Origin of the sequence: Streptomyces auratus, from assembly GCF_050433025.1 — a bacterium.
Lineage (GTDB): Bacteria > Actinomycetota > Actinomycetes > Streptomycetales > Streptomycetaceae > Streptomyces > Streptomyces sioyaensis.
Genome location: NZ_JBNGCB010000001.1, coordinates 1,144,049 through 1,162,584 on the forward strand (window position 1 = coordinate 1,144,049; position 18,536 = coordinate 1,162,584).

An 18,536-nucleotide genomic window follows, 5' to 3' on the forward strand; every position below is an offset into this window, starting at 1 on the left:
GCCCTTTTGCTGCCGGTGCAGCGGCCTTCCGGCCGCTCTCGCGGGGGCCGCGGCCGGCGGCACCGGGCCCGTTGACGGCTGGACTCCTTGACGCCGGGCGCCCCTTGACTCCGGGCGGCCCCGTACGTCTGCGGCGCTCAGTCCTCGCCCCCCGCCAGTTCCTCCGCCAGCCGGTCCAGGAACACCTGCTGGCCCGCCACCAACCGCTCCCGTGCCTCGTGCGGCGGGAACCAGGCCACCCGGTCGATCTCGGGGAAGCTGCCGGTCACTCCGGAGCCGCGCGGCCACTCCATCTCGAAGGTGCCGGGCACGATGAGCCGCGGATCGAGATCGCCCTCGACGGCCCAGACGGTCACCACCTTGCCGCTCGGCTGGCGCGCCTCCCCCAGGGGAAGGTAGCGGCCGTCGGGCGGCGGCATCCCCAACTCCTCCTCGAACTCCCGCCGGGCGGCGGCCTGCGCCTCCTCCGGAGGGACGTACTCGCCCTTGGGCACGGACCACGCCCGCGCGTCCCGGCGCTCCCACAACGGGCCGCCCATGTGCCCCAACAGCACCTCGACTCCGCCCGCCGCGCGGCGGTACAACAGCAGCCCGGCACTTCGTTTTCCCGCCATGGCGGCTACTGTTCCCCGCCGTCGTGCGCGGCAAGCACCGTCTCGACGGTGTCCGCCTCGTCCGCCGTCTTGTCCTCCCGGTAGCGCACCACCCGCGCGAAGCGCAGGGTCACGCCCGCCGGGTAGCGCGAGGAGGTCTGCAGTCCGTCGTAGGCGATCTCGACGACGAGTTCCGGACGCACCGTCACCACATGGCCGTTGTCCGCCACCGCGAGCTCCTGCAGCCGCTCGGTCTGCCAGCTGAGGGTGGCGTCGGTCAGCCCCTTGAAGGTCTTGCCCAGCATGACGAATCCGCCGTCCGCCGCGCGCGCCCCGAGGTGGAGGTTGGACAGCTTCCCGGTGCGCCGGCCGTGTCCCCATTCCACCGCCAGCACCACCAGGTCGAGGGTGTGCACGGGCTTCACCTTGAGCCATGCGGCGCCCCGACGGCCCGCGCTGTAGGGGGCGTCGAGCGCCTTGACCACGACGCCCTCATGGCCCCGGCGCAGGGTCTCGGCCCAGAAGTCCTCGGCGGCCGCGCGGGCCCCGGCGTCGGACGGGTCCGCGACCACCTGGCGGCGCACCCGCTGGGGCGCCGGGACCAGCCGGGCCAGCTCCGCGTGCCGCTGTGCCGCGGGCAGTTCCAGCAGGTCGCGGCCGCCGACCGAGAGCACGTCGAAGAAGACCGGGGACAGCGGCAGCGCGGCCTGCGCGGCGGAGACGTCCACCCGGGAACCGAACCGCCCCGCGACCCGCTGGAAGGGCACCGGCCGGCCCGCACCGTCCAGGGCGATCACCTCGCCGTCGAGGATGAAACGGTCGGCGGGCAACTCCCGTGCCAGCGCGGTGACTTCGGGGAGCCGGTCGGTGACCTCGTCCAGGGTGCGGGTGTGGATGTGGACGTTGGGCCCGTCGCGGTGCACCTGTACGCGGATGCCGTCGAGCTTCTCCTCCACGGCGCAGGCGCCGAGCTTCTCGATGGCCTCGGCCACGGTCCTGGCGCTGTGCGCCAGCATCGGCCCCACGGGCCGGCCGACGGTGAGCCGGAACCGCGCGAGCGCCTCCGGCCCCTCGGCGAGCAGCGCCTGCGCCACGTCCTGGAGCGACCCCGCCAGCATCACGGCCCGCCGGACGTCCGACGCGGGCACCTCGGTGGCGGCGGCGAGTCCCTCGACCGCGATGGCGTCCAGCGCGCCCTGGCGCACCTCGCCGGTCAGCAGGCCGACCAGGAACCGCTGCTCGGCCGCCGTCGCGGCGGCCAGCAGCGCCCGGACGAGTCTGCGCCGCTCCCCCTGCGCCCCGGCGCCCGAGACCCGCGCCAGGGCGGTCAGCGCGGTGTCCACGTCGCGTACGGTCAGGGTGGCGTGCTCGGCGGCCGCGACCGGCTCGCGCAGCACGCTCCAGCCGACCCCGATCCGCCCCTGGGGCAGCCGACCGGCGAGGTACGGGATGACCACCGGGACGTCCTGGGGCGCCGCGTCCCGGAACAGCCCGGCCAGCAGTGCGATCTTCCGCGAACGCGCCGACGTCGCGGCGACGTCCGCAGACACCTGGGCGAGACCGGCCAGCAGCATAGGGCCATGGTGCCCCCGCGGCGCCGTTCCCGCTTCCCGGCCGGCCCGTCCGCCCGCCGCGCCCCGGTCACGGGGCGAGATAGGAGTGGAAGACGTTGTCCGGGTCCCACTGCGCCTTGACCTCCTGGAGACGGTCCCAGGTGGCGGGGGCGTACGAGCGCCGGGGCCGGGCCGCGTCGACCTCCAGGTCCGCTTCGGCGATGTAGTGGGGACCGTCGCCCTGCGGGTCGGCGGCAGCCATGACGTCCCGCACCCACTGCGCGTTGGCGTCGTCCGCGTCCGGGTCCTCCCAGACCCCGTAGCAGACCAGGTAGGACTCGCCGAGCGGGGCGAAGGCCATGTTCCGCAGCAGGGCGGGGTCCGTGGAGACCGGCTGCACGGGCGAGAGGACCAGGGACTTCCCGGACGGGGCGCGGGCCACCACGTCGGCGATCCGGCCCAGTTGCGTCGCATGGCTCTCCGGCGACCACAGGGTGTCCGCCGCATACCGGTGCAGGGGCGGCCAGAGGACCGCCGCGCCCTCGTGCAGGGCGGCGAAGGAGGTCGGCGCGGGCGGCTGCCGGCTGACGGCGACTTCACCGAAGGGGCAGTCGGCGAACGGCTCCAGCGCCTGCAGGGCCTCCCGCTGCGTCGTCGCGAACGCGGTGGCACCGACCGTGATCCGCAGCCCGGGCGCGCCGTCCGCGGCCGGTTCGGCGGGCTGGAGGACGAACGCCACCTCGACGTACGGCGGGAGTCCACGGGCGGTCCGCTCCGTCCACTCGGTCACCCGGGCGAGCTCCGCCATCGGAAAGGTCAGGGAAGTCGCCATGATCGAGGCGGGGTGGGGGTGCAGGGCGAGGCGGAAGCGGGTGACGGCCGCGCAGAATCCCGGGCCGGCGCCCCGCGCGGCCCAGAAGAGCTCGGGGTGCTCCCGCTCGCTGCACGTGACCGTCCGCCCGTCGGCGGTGACGGCCCGGATCTCCAGGACGTCCGCACAGGACGCCCCCCATGCGCGGGAGTTCCAGCCGAGGCCGCCGCTGAGCAGAAAGCCGCCGACCGCCACGCTGGGGCAGTGGCCGACCGGGAAGGCCAGATCCTGCGGGGTGAGGAACGCGACCAGTTCCTGTCCGGTGGCGGCGGGCTCCACCGTGACGGTCGCCGGGGCGTTGTCGGTCGCGGGCGTCAGGCGGCACTCCCGCAGCCCGGAGAGGTCGAGCAGCAGGCTCCCGTCGCGCAAAGGCGAACCGGACCAGTTGTGCCCGCCGGAACGCAGCGCCACCCGCAGCCCGTGCGCGCGGGCGTAGCGCACGGCGTGTGCCACGTCCGCTTCCGAGGTGGCCCGCACGACGGCCTCGGGGAACCGCTCGGGCAGCAGCGCGTTCCACACCGCACGGGAGCGTGCGGTCTCATAGCCGGCGTCGCCGCGGCGGATCAGTGTGCCCGCGACCTCTGGCCCTGGTTCCGGTACGGGTGGACACATCGCGGCCTCCTCACCAGATCTGGCCGGTGATCAGACCGAAGACACCGATGGACACCAGATAGCCGAGCACCACCACCCCGGTGCCCAGCACCTGGATCCGGCGGCTGGTGCACCGTTCGGGCACCAGCCAGAAGGCGAGCGCCTTGTTCACCAGCGGCATCAGCAGCCAGGTCAGGGCGCTGACGCTCAGCACGTTGGACAGGAACAGGCCGATGTACCCGCGGATGGTGAGCTTCTCCAGCGCGATGCCCACGGTCAGGTTGAGCACCATCACCGTCGGATAGAGCGCCAGGACGACGGACATCGCCTGTTTCCAGTTGGGCGGGGCGGAGCCGCCCTTGCCGTGGTCGAACTGGAACCAGCCGCTGAACGACGAACCGACCTTGCGGACGTCGAAGGAGGTGAAGTGCTTCTCCCCCTCCTCCAGCAGCGTCTTGCGGGTGTCGGACTCCAGCCAGTGGTCGAGGTGTTCGCGGGAGTCGAAGCGGAAGACGACGACCCAGTGTTCCTGCACGCCGCGGACCGGCCTGAACAGCTCGGACCCCATGAAGCCCGGTGCCTTCTCCTGCGCTTCGAGGGCTTTCTGCTGCCAGTCGAGGAACGCCTGCTCGTGCCCGGGGCGCACCTCGTGCGAGATGACGGCCGTGACCGCTTCCGGGGCCTGCTCGGAGGGGGTGCCGCCCTGGAGCACCTCCTGCGTCGGAGGCCCCTCGAAGTATCCGGTCGCCTCCTGGAGCAAATCCTGCCGCCGGCTCGAATCCAGCCAGGCGGTCAAGTGGTCCATGTCGGAAAACCGGAATACAGTGACCCATTCATTTTCCTCGCCGGCGCCGGGCGGATATACCTCGGCGGCCACAAATCCCTCGAATTCACGGGCCGCGCGGTTCGCCTTGTCCTGCCACCGCTGATACTCATCCGTCCGTCCCTCGCGCACCTTCTGCGAGGTCACGACGGTGGCATTCTCGGCCGCGGAAGCACGGCTTGCACGGGGACTCACCTTGAGTAGCCTAGTGCACAAGGGATTTATCGGGCAAATGGAGCATATGCCCTACCGTTCCGCAGAGGAATCGATGCCGATCGGAGACCCCGTAATGGACCAGAAAGAACTCCTCGCAGAAGCCGTCCGGCTCGCCACGGAATCCGTGGAGAACGGCTGGGGCGGCCCGTTCGGCGCGGTCATCGCGCGCAACGGAAACATCGTCGCCCGCGGGCAGAACCACGTCCTGCTGACCGGCGACCCCACCGCCCATGCCGAAGTCGAGGCGATCCGGAAGGCCGTGCAGGTCCTCAACCCGGATGCGCCGAGCATCTCCGTGGATCGTCAGAACGAGAGCACTCTGAGGTACGTCCCCCGCCCCGAGGGGTCACCGGACCCGCTCCCGGAGCGCGCCCGGATGCTCCAGGGCCACGAGATCTACATCAGCGGCGCCCCCTGCCCGATGTGCATGAGCGCCATCTACTGGGCACGGATGGACGCGGTGTACTACAGCTGCGACCTGAACGACACCGCCAAGATCGGCTTCGACGACTCGTTCCAGTACGAGGACTTCGCAAAGCCGCTCTCCGAGCGCAGGATCAAGATCCAGCAGATCTACCCCGAGATGGGCGCCCGTGCCTACGAGGCATGGAACAAACGGCGGCTCCAGCACGCCTACTGACGCTCCGTCACCACCGGCAGGTGCCGGGCCCCCGCCGGACGGGCGGCGGCCCGGCGTCCGACCTGCGCGGGCGGCCTGCGCGGGCGGCCTGCGCGGGCGGCCTGCGCGGGCGGCGAGGGGCCCGGCGCACGCGGGGCGCGCGAGGCGTCACTCGTACATCACGTACTCCGGCTGCGGCCGCAGGGCCAGCACCTCCTTCGGCGTCATCAGCCGGCTGCCCTGGGCGTCCTCCTCGTAGAAGAGCTTGAAGCCGGTGTGGAGGCCGTCGGGCAGATCATGGACCAGCCGCTGCCAGGTCCCGCGCTTCAGGCCCGGGGAGCCGATGCCGTCGGCACTCTTGATCAGCGCCACACCGGGCTGGGGCCGCAGCGCGGACTGCGCGCGCACGACGGACGTGGCGACCTGATGGAAGACCAGCGGCTTCTGCGGCAGATCGTGCGCCTCGACCAGCCCGGACAGATAGCGTGCCACCTCGGTCAGTTCATGGCCGTCGGTCCGCCCGTAGGTGTCACCCGGCACCTGCCCGCGGGCCATCTCCCATTCCGGGTCGAGCGCGATCCCCACATCGGGGTGGACGAGCCAGTCGCGCAACGCCTTGACCTCGTCGAGTACGTCCGCGCGGCCCGGCTGGATGTTCAGCAGCAGCAGCGCCCGCCGGTCGCGCGCCACGCGGTGGAAGCGGCGGATGGTCGCGGCGGGCGTCCGTGAGCGGTAGGTGCCGTCCGGGCCGGCCGTGGCATTGGCGACGGTCGCCAGGAGTTCGAGCACGGGCAGCGGTTCGCGCCCCGCGGCGTAGCGGTGCGCCACCTTCTCCACCTCGGCGGCCCGCTGTCCCGGCTCACCGGTCCCGAGCCGGCCGAGTGCCGCGGCACCGGGCAGCCCGCAGAACCCGACCAGCCGGTAGCGCGGGAACAACTCGCGTCCGCCACGAGGGAGTTCGGGACGGCGCCGTTTGACCGGACGGGCCGGTTGCCGCGCGGTCGCGGAGCCGGACGGGCCCGGAGCCCCGGTCCCGGCGGAGGGCGACGAGCGCGAGCCGCCCGGTGGTGACGCCTCGGGGGCGGGGTCGGCACGGGAGGGAGTACCTCCACATCCGGTGAGCACGCCGAGACCAGCCGCCGCGGTGACCGCGAGCACCCGCCGCCGGGTCGCGTCCGGCGACGACGGCACCGGCCGGGCGGAGCGGCCGCCGGCTGCCCGCGCCCCGGGTATGCCGGAGCCGCTTCGACCTGACACCTCGTCCGTCACACTGCCTCCGTCCCCCGGCGTCCCGCCATGTCCGGGCGCCGGTTGTCGTGCGGACAGGTCCTGTCCGTGCAGTGCGCATCTCCACACCCCCCGCGGCAAAACGTGGACGGAAACGATCAAGCCACGGCCGCCTCGGGCGCCCCGGCGGGCCGGGCCGCGTAGCGTGAGGGCGTGATCAGGCCCCGACGCCTCGAAGCCCTCGACAGCTCCCCCGAAGCCGTCCGCCGCCGCACGCCCGTACGCCGCCTGTGGTACGCCGCCTACGGCTCCAACATGCACCGGGAACGGCTGACCGCCTACCTGACCGGCGGCCGGCCCCCCGGCGGGCTGCGCACCTGTCCTGGTTGCCGGGACCCCCGCGACCCCACCCGTACGGTCCCGCTCATGCTGCCCGGCCTGCTGTACTTCGCCACCGAATCGCAGGTGTGGACCGGCGGCCGGGCCTTCTACGACCCCGGCCCCGCACGGGCCACCGGTGCGGGCCGACCCGAACTGCCCTGTCGCGCCTACCTCCTGACCACCGGCCAGTTCTCCGACATCCTGGCCCAGGAGATGTACCGGGAGCCCGGCGAGGACCTCGATCTGACGCAGGTCCTCACCCATGGCCGGGCCCACATCGGTCCCGGCCGGTACGAAACCCTGGTGTGTGCCGGGACACTGGACGGCTACCCCGTCCTGACCTGCACGGCCCCGTGGAGCAGCGACGACGTCGCCCTGAACGCCCCCTCGGCCGCCTATCTGCGGCACATCGGGGCCGGGATCGTCGCCGCCCACGACTGGAGCGTGCACGGGACCGCCCGGTATCTCGCGGGCTGCCCGGGAGCCGCCGGTCACTGGACGGCCGGGGAGATCGCGGCACTGCTCACCGGCGCCCCCTGACCGACGCGCGGTGCGCCTCCCCTCCTCCGCCGCCGTGCCCTGACCGACGCGCGGTGCGTGCCTCCTCCCCCGCCGCGCCCGTCCCCGGCACACTGGTGCCCTCCGGCCGGCGCCCCGGCCCCTGACGACACGACTTCGGCGAGGACCGCGATGAGAAAGATCGTCTTGTCCATGTCGGTGTCCCTCGACGGCTTCATCGAGGGACCGCACCGCGAGATCGACTGGCATCGGGTCGACGACGAGCTGCACCGCCACATGAACGAGCAGCTCAGGACGAAGGGCGCCTTCCTGAGCGGCCGGGTCACCCATGAGCTGATGGCCGGATTCTGGCCGACCGCGGACGCCGACCCGTCAAGTACCGCGCCCATGGTGGAGTTTGCCGGGATCTGGCGGGACATGCCCAAGATCGTGTTTTCCCGGACCCTGGAGCGGGCCGACTGGAACACCACCATCATGCGGGACGTCGTCCCCGAGGAGATCAGGGCGCTCACGGCGCAGCCGGGCGGGGACCTGGTGCTCAGCGGCGCCGACCTCGCCGCGGCCTTCCGGCAGCACGATCTGATCGACGAGTACCGCATCTACGTCCACCCGGTCCTCATCGGCCGCGGCAAACCGCTGTTCGCACCGTCGGACACCACCGCCGATCTCCAGCTCGCCGGGACCCACACCTTCGGCAACGGCGTCGTCCTCCTCCACTACCGGCGCGCCCGGGCCGCCTCGACGGGGTGACTCCCCGTCGCCCCTGCTCAGCGCGCCGGTCAGCGGGCGGACTGCTCCGCTGTGGAACGAAGCGACGGAATCCAGCGGAATCGCACCTGTGGCGGGAGCACAGCCGAGAAACGGCGTTGCCTCGGCCCGCGATGATCACTAAAGTCCGTCGGGTGACTACCGGGTCGGCCATGGGCCATGCACGAGTGAGGCGCCCGGCCTCGGCGTGAGCACGGCGGGGGTCCCCCCGCTCGAGCGAAGCCGAGAGTCTGTGAGGGCACGAGCCCCGCCTCCGTTCCGAGTCTTCCTGCTGGGCGCCCGCACACGGCGCCCGTCCCAACGCATCCCAAGACCCGGAGACACACCACCCACATGCCGAACGAACAGCAGCACCCGTACGAATCCGAACTGCCGCAGCCCTCGGTCCAGTTGAACCACACCGCCATTTACGCCAGGGACCGGCAGCTGTCGGCCGAGTTCCTGGCCGTGATACTGGGGTTGAAGGTCGGCGCTCCCTTCGGGCCATTTCTCCCCGTCGACCTCGGCAACGGCGTGACGCTCGACTACTACGAGAAGCGTGACGAGCCGATCCAGTCGCAGCACTACGCGTTCCTCGTGCCGGACGAGCAGTTCGACCACATGATCGCCCGTCTGGAAGCGGTCGGGGTCACCTACTACGCCGACCCCAGCCACACCGAGCCCGGTCACATCAACCGCCTCTTCGGCGGTCGCGGCGCGTACTTCGACGATCCGGACGGCCACAACATGGAGATCATGACCCGGCCCTACGTCCGCCCCTGACCGACGGTCCGTCGGCCCCCGCCGACAGCCCTCCCCTCCTCCTGGTCCCGGGCTCACACCCGGGACCAGGAGGGAACCGGAGCGGCCCCTCACGGCACGGCCGGACGACGAGCCATTGCGGCGTCAAGGCGGAGGCAGGGCCGCACGGCGAGGGGTGTTGTGGTCGCTGAGGCCCGGCTCGCCCACCGCGGCCCCTCTCCTACTGATACTTCTTCATCGACTTGGAGTTCGTCATGAGCACCGCATCCGCTGCGGCCCTCGAACCCGAGGGTGCGGCCGCGCCACGTCGTGGACACCCTGGCCGTGCTGGGCCTGGCTCAGCTGATGGTGGTCCTGGACACCCCCCGGCGGCGGTGCACTGGGTGCGGATCAGCGGGCGATCGAGATCGCGAAGGGCGCGAATCCGCTGGACCGAATCACGTGCGGTACGAACAGGATCGCGGCCTCCGTGGCGCGGGCGGTTTGGATCCCGCCGAGGTCAGTGACCCACCCCTTGCGCCAGCCGAGGTTGATGAGCAGTTCACGGACGGTCTGCTTGGCCTGCGGGTCGTCGCCGGAGAGGAAGGCGTCGGGCGCCTGGGTGAGCGTGGCCGGCGCGGTCATCACCGGGAAGAGCATGGTGTTGAGTGTCTTGACGACGCGCGTTTCGGGGAGCGCTTCCTGGAGTTGCTCGGCGAGGCTTGAGCCGGGGTAGATCAGGTCGGCGGGCAGTCCGTCTGGTCCGTCGACGGTGGCGTTGGAGACGTCGACGAGGATCTTGTCGCGCAGTTCCTCGCGCAGAGCTGCGAGCCGGTCCAGCGAGCCGGCGCCCGGGGTGGCGTTGATGACGATGCGGGCTGTGCGGGCGGCGTCGGCGGCGGCGCCCGGCGTGCGGTCCGCGACGGTCACCTCATGCCCGACCCGGGTGAGGGCGGTGGCCAGGTTGCCGCCGACGCGGCCGTTTCCGAGAACTGCGATCGTGGTCATGATGATCTGGTCCTTCCGTGCGTGCAGGTTGTGGTGCGCGGTCAGCGGGAGAGCGTGGCGACGGCCTCGGCGTGGACGCCGGGCGCGGCAGCCAGGAGGCTCTCGCTCCGCGGGGTCCAGGGGCGGCCCTCGGCATCGGAGAGCTGTCCGCCGGCCTCGGTGACGAGCAGCGCCCCGGGCAGCAGATCCGCGCGGGCGCCGGCGAACTGCCAGAAGGCGTCGATCCGGCCGGCGGCCACGTTCAGCAGGTGCAGGGTCGCGGGCACGGCGGTGCGGACGACGAGCGCGTCGAAGAGCATCGCGGTGATCGAGGAGCCGACGCGTCGCACGACCTTCTCGTCCTCGTCCGGCCGGGCCTGGCTCGTGGCCACGATGCTCAGGCCGAGGTCCGCGGTCTGGGAGACGTGCAGCGGTCGGCCGTCGAGGTAGGCGCCCGCGCCGGTGAGCGCGGTGTAGGTCTCGCCGGTCAACGGCAGGTGGACCGCGGTGAGCACCGGCTGGTTGTCGCGCACGAGGGTGGCGGTCACCGCCCAATCCGGCAGGGCGTGCAGGTGGTTGACGTTGCCTTCGGCCGGATCCACGACCCACCATTCGCCGGGCGGCAGCGCCCCGCCGTCCAGCTCGTCCTCCACCCAGCCGGCGTCCGGGCGCAGGCGCGTGAGGCGGGGGCGCAGGATGTCGAGGGCCACCTCGTCGTTGGCGGCGAGCGCGCGCATCAGCTCTTCGCGGGTCCGGTAGCGGACCACCTCGCCGAAGCGCTCGCGCAGCGCCGAACCGGCCGCGCGCACGGCGGTCGCGGTCCGGCCGAGCAGGTCGGCGTCGGAGGCGGCGACGTCAGTGGTCTGAAGCGTTTCGGACATGGCGGTACTCCCGTGTGAGGAGGGGTGTTGAGGCCGCTCGGGCCTGGCTGTGCGTTCCGTCTTGCGCTCTCGTTTCGAAGGTATAGAGCCCTTTGATTAACTTCAAATGCATGTCAAGCACGGCTAGGATTACTCCCATGCAATTGGATTTGAACCTGCTCGCCGCGCTCGACGCGCTGCTGGAGGAGGGAAGCGTGGCCGGGGCGGCCGCGCGCCTGCACGTCACCGCCCCCGCGATGAGCCGGAGTCTGGGCCGAATCCGGCACACGACCGGGGATCAGATCCTGGTGCGCACCGGCCGCACGATGACCCCGACGCCGTATGCGATCGCCGTCCGGGAACAGGTGCACGAGCTGCTGCACCAGGTCCAGGGGGTGCTGGCACCGAGCCGTGAACTCGATCTGGCAACGTTGGAGCGCACCTTCACACTCCGCTGGCATGATTCCCTGGTCGCCTTGAGCGGCCCCGCACTGCTCGCGGCCGTGCGCGGACAGGCGCCGGGCGTGCGATTGCGCTTCGTCGCGGAATCGAGCATCGACACCCCCGAGTTGCGGCGCGGCGAGGTCGACCTGGAGGCGAACGCCAACCGGCCGAGCGCACCGGACATCCGTACCGAGCAGGTGGGCGAGACCCGCCTCGTCATCGTCGTGAGGCAGGGGCACCCCCTCACCCGCGTCAGGACCGTCACCGCAAAGCGGTACGCCGCCGCTGAGCACGTCACCGTCTCGCGACGTGGAAACCTCAGCAATGCCCTCGACGACGCCCTCGCGCGGCTCGGCCTCACCCGCCGCGTGGTGGCGACCGCGCCCACGGAAGCGGCCGCGCTGGAGTTCGCGCGCGGCTCCGATCTCCTGATCAGCGTCCCCGAAGCCACCACGCGGTCAGCGGTCGCCGACCTCGGCCTGGTCGTGCTCCCCCTCCCGCTCGAACTGCCGTCGGCACCGATATACCTGTCGTGGCATCAGCGCTACGACACCGACCACGCCCACACCTGGCTGCGCGGGCTGGCGCGAACCGCCCTGGCCAGGGGCGGAGCGTCGTCGTAGTCGACGCCGTCCGGCAGCTTCACCCATACGTCCACGCGACAACGCAGCGAGCGTGCATGCCAGGCGTCGCGAGCCAGGCGGGACTTTGCGGACACCCCTAGTACCCGAGCAGGCCCGGCAGACCCGCGAAGGAATCCAGCACATGGTCCGGTGTGCCGTCGGCGGCCCGGTGCGTCTCCGGCAGGTACTTGCCGGTCTTGACGAGCACGCCGGTGATCCCGCGGCGCTGGGCCGCCAGCACATCGGACTCGATGTCGTCGCCGATCATCAGCGCCTCCGACGCCGGGACGCCGAGGTGGGCCAGGGCGGTGTCGAAGAACGCCGGTGACGGTTTGCCGGTGACCGTCGCCGTCACCCCGGCGGCCCGCTCCAGCCCCGGCAGAAAGGCTCCGGCGTCGAGGTCGAAGCCGTCCGCGGTGCGCCAGTACAGATTGCGGTGCATCGCGACCAGATGGGCGCCCCGCTGCAGATGCCGGAAGGCGCGGTTGAGCGTCGGATAGCTGAATTCCGGGCCCGCACCGCCGAAAACGATCACATCTGGGGCGTTCCGGCCGGCGGCCCCCTCCCGCTCGCCCTCCGGCTCCCCGACGAGCTCCACCCCTTCCAGGTCCGCGCCGACCTCACCGCTGCTGATCAGCAGACACCGCGCGTCGGGATGGTGGGCGCGCAGGTAGGCGGCGGTGGCCGTGGGGGCGGTCAGAATGTCCTCGGCACCGACCGGGAAGCCCTCCCGGGCCAGCCGTCCGGCGACCGCCGCGCGGGTGCGGGAGGTGGTGTTGGTGACCAGGACCAGCGGGAGTCCCGCGGCGCGCAGCCGTTCCATCGCCTCGACCGCACCGGGCAGCGCCTTCCAGGAGACGGTGAGCACGCCGTCGATGTCGATCAGGACCGCTCCGATTCCTTTCATACGCCGACGGTAACCACGTCCGGCCGTGGCCGGGGGCAGCGCGGGGCCCGACTTGCGCGTGCCCCGCGGACGGTGTTAGTTCGAAAGTGAGGTGTGGACGCAGCTTCCGTCTCCCCTGGGTAGGGGGTGCACACGTGCTGTTCACTGACCGCGCGGACGCGGGAAGCCGGCTTGCCGAGGCGCTACGGCATCTGGAGGGTGAGGATCCCGTCGTACTGGGCCTGCCCCGAGGCGGGGTCCCGGTGGCCTTCCAGGTGGCGCGGGCGCTCCATGCACCGCTCGATGTGATCGTGGTCCGCAAGCTGGGCGTCCCCTATCAGCGGGAGCTGGGCTTCGGCGCCATCGGCGAGGGCGGCGTACGGGTGATCAGCGACGACATCGTCCGCCGCGGCCGGCTCGACGAGTCGGATCTGGCCTCCGTGGAGCACGCCGAGGCGGCGGAACTCGCGCGGCAGGCGGAGCGCTTCCGCGCCGGGCGGCAGCGGCTCCCGCTCGACGGCCGGACGGCGATCGTCGTGGACGACGGGGTCGCCACCGGCGCCACCGCGGCGGCCGCCTGCGAGGTGGCGCGGGCACAGGGCGCGGCCCGGGTGGTGCTTGCGGTGCCCGTGGCGCCACCGGACGCGGCCGAACGGCTGCGCACCGCTCTCGATGAATTCGTGTGTCTCTCCACCCCGTTCGCCTTCTCCGCCGTCGGCGAGTGGTACCGGGACTTCTCCCAGACCCCGGACGACGAGGTCGTCTCGCTGCTGGCGCAGGCCGCGGAGGGCCCCGGGGCGTCCGAGGGGACGCCGGAGGGGCCGGCGGCGGACGAGGACGTGGAGCAGGAGGTGGCGATCGACGCCGCCGGGGTCCGTCTCACCGGTGACCTCATGGTGCCGGCGGGCGCCGGGGCGGTGGTGATGTTCGCCCACGGCTCGGGCAGCAGCCGTCACAGCCCGCGCAACCGGCTGGTCGCCGCGGCCCTGAATGACGCGGGCCTGGGCACCTTGCTCTTCGACCTGCTCACACCGGCGGAGGAGAACAACCGGGCGAAGGTCTTCGACATCGAAACCCTCGCCGGGCGGCTGGCGGACGCCACCGGCTGGCTGCGCGGCCGCACCGCGGGCCAGATCGGCTACTTCGGGGCGAGCACCGGAGCCGCGGCGGCGCTGCAGGCCGCCGCCGGCTCCGGCGCGGACGTCGGTGCCGTGGTCTCCCGCGGCGGCCGCCCCGACCTCGCCGGTCCGCACCTGTCCGGCGTACGGGCGCCGACGCTGCTGATCGTGGGCGGCAACGACACCATGGTCATCGAGCTCAATCGCGCGGCCCAGACGGCACTGCGCTGCGAGAACCAACTGGAGATCGTCCCCGGCGCCACCCATCTCTTCGAGGAACCCGGCGCCCTCCAGCAGGTCGCCGACCTCGCCCGGGACTGGTTCCTCACCCACCTGGTGAAGCAGGTATAGCGCCCTCGGTCGAAGCAGGTATGGGGCCCTCAGTCGAGGGTGAGTTCACCCATCTTGCTCCAGCCGTCCGCGCCCTCGATGGTGGTGCTCACAATGTCGGGGGTGTGACGCAGCAGCGGGCGCATCCGCTCGAGCCCGGCGCGGAAGTGGTCGGAATTGACGTGCGCTTCGGCCGCGTCGTCCTTGAATGCCTCGACCAGGACATAGGTGTGGGGGTCGGCAATGCTGCGGGACCATTCGAACCACAGGTTGCCGGGCTCGGCGCGGGTGGCACTGGTGAAGGATTCGACGTGCTGCGGCCACTCGTCGGCGTATTCGGGCTTCACGGGAAACTTGACGACAATGAAGATCATCCAGCGATGATAGGTCACCCGGCACAAGCCTCCGTCACCCCGGGGGAGTCCGGGTATCGGCCCCGGTCTCCGGGGTGCGGCTCAGCGATTTGACGAGCAGCGCGCCCAGCACGATCAGCACCACACCCAGCCATGTCGGCCCGGCATCGAAGGCGAGCACCATGATGCCCACCGGGGTCAGATAGCCCGCCAGCGGGATGAGCAGGCTGCTGACGGGGGGTTCCGGCGGGCCGGGAATCTTCCGTTCCTGCCGTACCCGGGCCCGTACGACCTGCGGGTACCACTGGGTGAACTGCAGCGCGACGATAATGGCCCCGATCTGGATGACCCAGCCCGTCCACAGGTTATTGGAATTGTGCAGTACGAGGTCGCCGTAGGCTCCGGATATCGCCGCCACTCCGAATGCGGCACCCCATGCCCCGGTGATGTAGTAATTGGTCCGCAGGAATGCCGGCTCGTGCCAGAGTTCACGGGGCACCTGTTCCCGGGCGTACTGCAGGGTGAACGGCACCCGGACCGCCATGGATCCGAGGGCGATCACCAGCAGCGCGATATTCGAGATCTCCCCGGAGTAGTTCTCCAGCCAGCGGTGTGTGCCCGCGGAGGCGAAGATGCCGATGACCGCCATCACCGCGAAGAAGACCACATCGGATACTTCGAGGATTTTGAAGGACGTGCCGGGATGGCGTACTCGGCCCACGATGACGAGCGCGACGGCAAGCGCGAGGGCGATGCCGACCGCCAGCTCGTAGCGCCCCGGCCCGACGAGGACGGACATGGCGATCCAGGGCGCCATTCCGACGACGGGGCTGTCGAGAAACTGCGACAGCCGCCCGTCGGCAGCGGTCTCCTGCCGGCCGAGTGCCATGGCAACTGCCCCTCCTCGGGTGCAACTCCTTTCACGTTAAACCGCTGCGGCGGCTCCCTCTACTCGGGCGCCCAAGGGTCCGGGAGGCACGGCGGCCGAGGGCGCGGCGGGCCTCCGGCGTGGCGTACGGGGTGGCGTGCGGGGCACCTCGGGGGTGGTTCAGGGGCGGGACAGGGCGACCCCTGACGACATCGTGGCGCGGACGCGCGAGGCTGTCCGGCATGAGGTCTTCTACCGTGTTCCGCAGGGCAGTTGTCGGAGCCGCCGCGCCGTTACGGCGCCGTTCCGACGTGAACTCCGGCCGCCTGCATGGCTGGAGCGGGTGGTCGGGGAAGGGTGCGGCGAAGCGGCCGCGTCCCCCTGACACGCGCGTGGGCTCCTGGCTTCCGCTGAGACGCGGACACCAGGAGCCCATGGGTGACCCCTCGGCGGGGGCCGGTCACCGTCCCTGCTTCAGGACTGCGGCCGCTTGCCGTGGTTGGCACCGTTCTTGCGACGGGCCTTCTTCTTACGACGGCGCTTCGATGACATGGCGTCCCCTTCCTGACGTTCTCAGCGATATGTTTCGCCGAATTTCTACCACTTCACCACGGTATCTTGCCCGGCGATCACGGAGCCCCGTACCCGGCCCCGCGCCACTCATCCCGCCCCGAGGTGTGAATCACCCCACGGCGTCCCTGCTCTGCGGGTGCGCAGCGGCCTCACAGGTCGGCCTCCTCCCCGAGGTAGAGCCCGGCGAACGCCTTTGCTGCGGACTCGGAACCCAGCAGCCGCCGCAGCCGCGCCCTCGCCGTACCCGCCTGGAACCGGTCGCCGGACGAGGCGCCGTGCAGCACCTCCGAGAGCCACTGCGAGAACTCCAGGTACTGCCAGACCCGCCGCAGGCAGGCCTGCGAGTATCCGGCGAGACCGCTGTCGTCGCCCCGATAGTGCGCGATCAGCGCCTCGCCGAGCAGCAGGGCGTCGTTGATCGCGAGGTTCATGCCCTTTGCGGCGATCGGCGCGACCAGGTGCGCCGCGTCGCCCGCCAGGTGCAGACGGCCGTGAACCATGGGCTCCACCACGTAGTTGTGCATGTCCAGGACCACCTTCTCGATCAGCGGCCCTTCGGTGAGCGGCGGGGCGCCGGCGGCGGCGAGCCGGGCGCGCAGCTCGCTCCACACCCTGGTGTGCGACCAGTTGCCGGCGTCCTCGCCGGGCGCGACCTGGAGGTAGTAGCGGGTGACCTCGGGGCTGCGGGCCATATGTGCACCGAACCCGCGCTCGTGGAGGCCGAAGACCACACCGTCCGCGGACGGCGGTGCCTCGGCGAGCAGGGCGAGCCAGGCAACACCGTGGTCATGGCGGGTGAGGACCGCGCGGTCGGCGGGTATGGCCGCCCGGGTGACCCCGCGCGCGCCGTCGCAGCCCGCGATGAAGTCGCAGGCGAGGCGGTGCCGGTCGCCGGTCGCCGGGTCGGTGTACGACACCGCCGGCCGCGCACTGTCGATGTCGTGCAGCCGCACCTCCCGTACCCCGAAGCGCACATCCCCGCCCGCCACGTCGGCGTAGGAGGCGAGCAGGTCGGTGACCAACAGCGGCTGCGGATAGACGAAGTGACGCCGTCCCGACAGCTCCGCCGTCCGGACGGTGTGCCGCTCCCCCTCGAAGCGAAACTCGAACTCCCCCTGGGTGGCGGCCCGTTCGAGCAGACGGTCGGCGAGCCCGTGCCGCTCCAGCGCACGCACCGCCCACTCCTCCATGAACCCGGCCCGTGGCCGCTGCTCGATGAACTCCCGGCTCTCCGCCTCCAGCACCACACAGTCGACCCCGGCGGCGCGCAGCAGGTTCGCCACGGTGAGCCCGGCAGGGCCCGCACCGACGATGACGACGCCGGTTCGTGGGCGAGGGAAGGAGGTGGTGGAGGAGGACACGTCGCAGGGTCCCTTCGGAGCGGGGAGAAAGATGACCCTGCTGTCGCCGGTCGGTCACACTGCGTCGTTCCGGCTGACCTGGTCTGCCGGGCGCGGGGGTCGGGCGAGGTGTAAGGAAGAGATATGAGCGTCCGGCGCGGTCGCACCTCTCCCGGCGGACCCTGGCGGCTGGGCCATGGGTTGATCGCCCTCCCGCTCGTGCTCATCGCGGCGATCACGGTGATCGACATCAATACCCCGCCGACCATCCACCTGGGACCGTTCCTGGTGGCGGCACCCGCGATCACCGCGTCGTTCGCCGGTGCCGGTGTCACCGGCGCGGTCGGCGTGCTGGCCGTGGGGGCCCAGGTCGTCATCGGCGAGCTGCACGGCGGACTGCTGACACCGAACCATCAGGCCCAGATCGCCGCCCTCGTCGTGATCTCCGTCCTCGTCACGGTGTTCCGCTACCTCCGCGACCGGCGCGGGCGGCAGCTGCACCAGGTGCGGTCGGTGGCCGCCGCGGCGCAGGACGTGCTGCTGCGGCCGCTGCCCCACCGGGCCGGAGCGCTGCGGATCGCCTCCACGTACCTCGCGGCGGAGGCCGAGGCCCAGATCGGCGGCGATCTGTATGCGGCGGTGCCCGCCCCGGGCGCGACCCGGCTGGTCGTCGGTGATGTTCGCGGCAAGGGGATGGCCGCCGTCGGGGAGGCCGCCGTGCTGGTCGGGGCGTTCCGCGGGTCCGCCTACCGCAACCTTCCGCTGCCCGCCATCGTGGCGCACCTGGGAAATTCCGTGTACTGGAACACCACCCACCTCGACGGCGCCGGACCGGAACCCGCGGAGTCGTTCGTGACCGCCCTGGTCGTCGACGTCCACAACGACAGCCCGTTCATCGAGCTGGTGAACTGCGGGCATCCGCCGCCGCTGCTACTGCGGAACGGCACCGTCCAGGTGCTGGAGGTCGCCGAGCCCGCCCTCCCCCTGGGCCTGACCGCCCCCTCGGAGAGCGATTTCAGGGTGGAGCGGTTCGGGTTTTCGCCCGGCGATCTCCTGCTGCTCTACACAGACGGTGTCATCGAGGCCAGGGACCGCTCCGGCACGTTCTATCCGCTGATCGACCGGCTCACGTCCTGGAACGAGACCGACCCCACGTCCCTGGTGCGCCGGCTCCAGCACGATCTGCTCCGGTACGCCGGCGGCACCCTGGGCGACGACGCGGCGGTGATCGCGATCGCCGCCCCGCCCGGGGCCCCGGGGTAGCGGGCCCGGC

The 18,536-nt window shown here is 71.7% G+C and carries 19 protein-coding genes; 7 read left to right on the forward strand and 12 right to left on the reverse strand.

Annotated elements, in window-relative coordinates; all coding sequences use genetic code 11:
• Window positions 1-137: 137 nt before the first annotated feature.
• From BKA18_RS04715 to BKA18_RS04730, 4 genes are all read right to left on the reverse strand, one after another.
• The gene (locus tag BKA18_RS04715) at window positions 138-614 is read right to left on the reverse strand and encodes an NUDIX hydrolase (RefSeq protein ID WP_366047487.1); all 477 of its coding nucleotides are present in this window, start codon (window positions 612-614) and stop codon (window positions 138-140) included.
• A gap of 5 nt (window positions 615-619) precedes the next feature.
• Window positions 620-2,167, reverse strand: a complete 1,548-nt coding sequence (locus tag BKA18_RS04720; RefSeq protein WP_366047488.1) for an ATP-dependent DNA ligase — start codon at window positions 2,165-2,167, stop codon at window positions 620-622.
• 67 nt (window positions 2,168-2,234) lie between these two features.
• Window positions 2,235-3,629, reverse strand: a complete 1,395-nt coding sequence (locus tag BKA18_RS04725) for an FAD-binding oxidoreductase (protein WP_366047489.1) — start codon at window positions 3,627-3,629, stop codon at window positions 2,235-2,237.
• Window positions 3,630-3,639: 10 nt separating this feature from the next.
• The gene (locus BKA18_RS04730) at window positions 3,640-4,626 is read right to left on the reverse strand and encodes an antibiotic biosynthesis monooxygenase (protein WP_366047490.1); all 987 of its coding nucleotides are present in this window, start codon (window positions 4,624-4,626) and stop codon (window positions 3,640-3,642) included.
• 94 nt (window positions 4,627-4,720) lie between these two features.
• Here BKA18_RS04730 and BKA18_RS04735 point away from each other — a divergent pair, with 94 nt between their 5' ends.
• Window positions 4,721-5,287 carry a nucleoside deaminase gene (locus BKA18_RS04735; protein WP_366047491.1) on the forward strand — a complete coding sequence of 189 codons (567 nt, stop codon included), beginning with the start codon at window positions 4,721-4,723 and terminating at the stop codon, window positions 5,285-5,287.
• Window positions 5,288-5,434: 147 nt separating this feature from the next.
• Here BKA18_RS04735 and BKA18_RS04740 read toward each other — a convergent pair whose 3' ends face one another.
• Window positions 5,435-6,535, reverse strand: coding sequence for a hypothetical protein (locus BKA18_RS04740; RefSeq protein ID WP_366047492.1), 1,101 nt, complete (start codon window positions 6,533-6,535; stop codon window positions 5,435-5,437).
• Between the two features lie 171 nt (window positions 6,536-6,706).
• Here BKA18_RS04740 and BKA18_RS04745 point away from each other — a divergent pair, with 171 nt between their 5' ends.
• From BKA18_RS04745 to BKA18_RS04755, 3 genes are all read left to right on the forward strand, one after another.
• A complete protein-coding gene (locus tag BKA18_RS04745; RefSeq protein ID WP_366047493.1) occupies window positions 6,707-7,414 on the forward strand; it encodes a histone deacetylase in 708 nt (235 codons plus the stop codon).
• A gap of 150 nt (window positions 7,415-7,564) precedes the next feature.
• Complete coding sequence (locus tag BKA18_RS04750) at window positions 7,565-8,143, forward strand: dihydrofolate reductase family protein (RefSeq protein WP_366047494.1); 579 nt, start codon at window positions 7,565-7,567, stop codon at window positions 8,141-8,143.
• Between the two features lie 351 nt (window positions 8,144-8,494).
• Entirely contained in the window at window positions 8,495-8,923 is a 429-nt protein-coding gene (locus BKA18_RS04755; RefSeq protein WP_366047495.1) for a VOC family protein, read from the forward strand.
• A gap of 369 nt (window positions 8,924-9,292) precedes the next feature.
• Here BKA18_RS04755 and BKA18_RS04760 read toward each other — a convergent pair whose 3' ends face one another.
• Both BKA18_RS04760 and BKA18_RS04765 read right to left on the reverse strand, forming a co-directional pair.
• A complete protein-coding gene (locus BKA18_RS04760) occupies window positions 9,293-9,889 on the reverse strand; it encodes an NADPH-dependent F420 reductase (RefSeq protein ID WP_366047496.1) in 597 nt (198 codons plus the stop codon).
• A gap of 41 nt (window positions 9,890-9,930) precedes the next feature.
• The gene (locus BKA18_RS04765) at window positions 9,931-10,749 is read right to left on the reverse strand and encodes an inositol monophosphatase family protein (RefSeq protein ID WP_366047497.1); all 819 of its coding nucleotides are present in this window, start codon (window positions 10,747-10,749) and stop codon (window positions 9,931-9,933) included.
• A gap of 137 nt (window positions 10,750-10,886) precedes the next feature.
• On the opposite strand from BKA18_RS04765, the gene BKA18_RS04770 reads away from it, so the two are divergent.
• Complete coding sequence (locus BKA18_RS04770; RefSeq protein ID WP_366047498.1) at window positions 10,887-11,795, forward strand: LysR family transcriptional regulator; 909 nt, start codon at window positions 10,887-10,889, stop codon at window positions 11,793-11,795.
• 97 nt (window positions 11,796-11,892) lie between these two features.
• On the opposite strand, the gene BKA18_RS04775 is transcribed toward BKA18_RS04770, so the two are convergent.
• Entirely contained in the window at window positions 11,893-12,702 is an 810-nt protein-coding gene (locus BKA18_RS04775; protein WP_366047499.1) for an HAD-IIA family hydrolase, read from the reverse strand.
• Window positions 12,703-12,836: 134 nt separating this feature from the next.
• On the opposite strand from BKA18_RS04775, the gene BKA18_RS04780 reads away from it, so the two are divergent.
• Window positions 12,837-14,150 (forward strand): phosphoribosyltransferase family protein, encoded by a 1,314-nt coding sequence (locus BKA18_RS04780; RefSeq protein WP_366047500.1) that lies wholly within the window; start codon window positions 12,837-12,839, stop codon window positions 14,148-14,150.
• A 29-nt stretch (window positions 14,151-14,179) separates the two neighbouring features.
• Here BKA18_RS04780 and BKA18_RS04785 read toward each other — a convergent pair whose 3' ends face one another.
• From BKA18_RS04785 to BKA18_RS04800, 4 genes are all read right to left on the reverse strand, one after another.
• Window positions 14,180-14,503 (reverse strand): putative quinol monooxygenase, encoded by a 324-nt coding sequence (locus BKA18_RS04785; protein ID WP_366047501.1) that lies wholly within the window; start codon window positions 14,501-14,503, stop codon window positions 14,180-14,182.
• A 34-nt stretch (window positions 14,504-14,537) separates the two neighbouring features.
• Window positions 14,538-15,371: a hypothetical protein gene (locus BKA18_RS04790; protein ID WP_366047502.1), complete on the reverse strand. Its 834-nt coding sequence runs from the start codon at window positions 15,369-15,371 to the stop codon at window positions 14,538-14,540.
• A 453-nt stretch (window positions 15,372-15,824) separates the two neighbouring features.
• On the reverse strand, window positions 15,825-15,902 hold the full coding sequence (locus BKA18_RS04795) for a 50S ribosomal protein bL37 (RefSeq protein WP_370454205.1): 78 nt from the start codon (window positions 15,900-15,902) through the stop codon (window positions 15,825-15,827).
• A gap of 170 nt (window positions 15,903-16,072) precedes the next feature.
• A complete protein-coding gene (locus tag BKA18_RS04800) occupies window positions 16,073-17,284 on the reverse strand; it encodes a 4-hydroxybenzoate 3-monooxygenase (protein ID WP_366047503.1) in 1,212 nt (403 codons plus the stop codon).
• 123 nt (window positions 17,285-17,407) lie between these two features.
• On the opposite strand from BKA18_RS04800, the gene BKA18_RS04805 reads away from it, so the two are divergent.
• Window positions 17,408-18,526, forward strand: a complete 1,119-nt coding sequence (locus BKA18_RS04805; RefSeq protein ID WP_366047504.1) for a PP2C family protein-serine/threonine phosphatase — start codon at window positions 17,408-17,410, stop codon at window positions 18,524-18,526.
• Window positions 18,527-18,536: the final 10 nt, after the last annotated feature.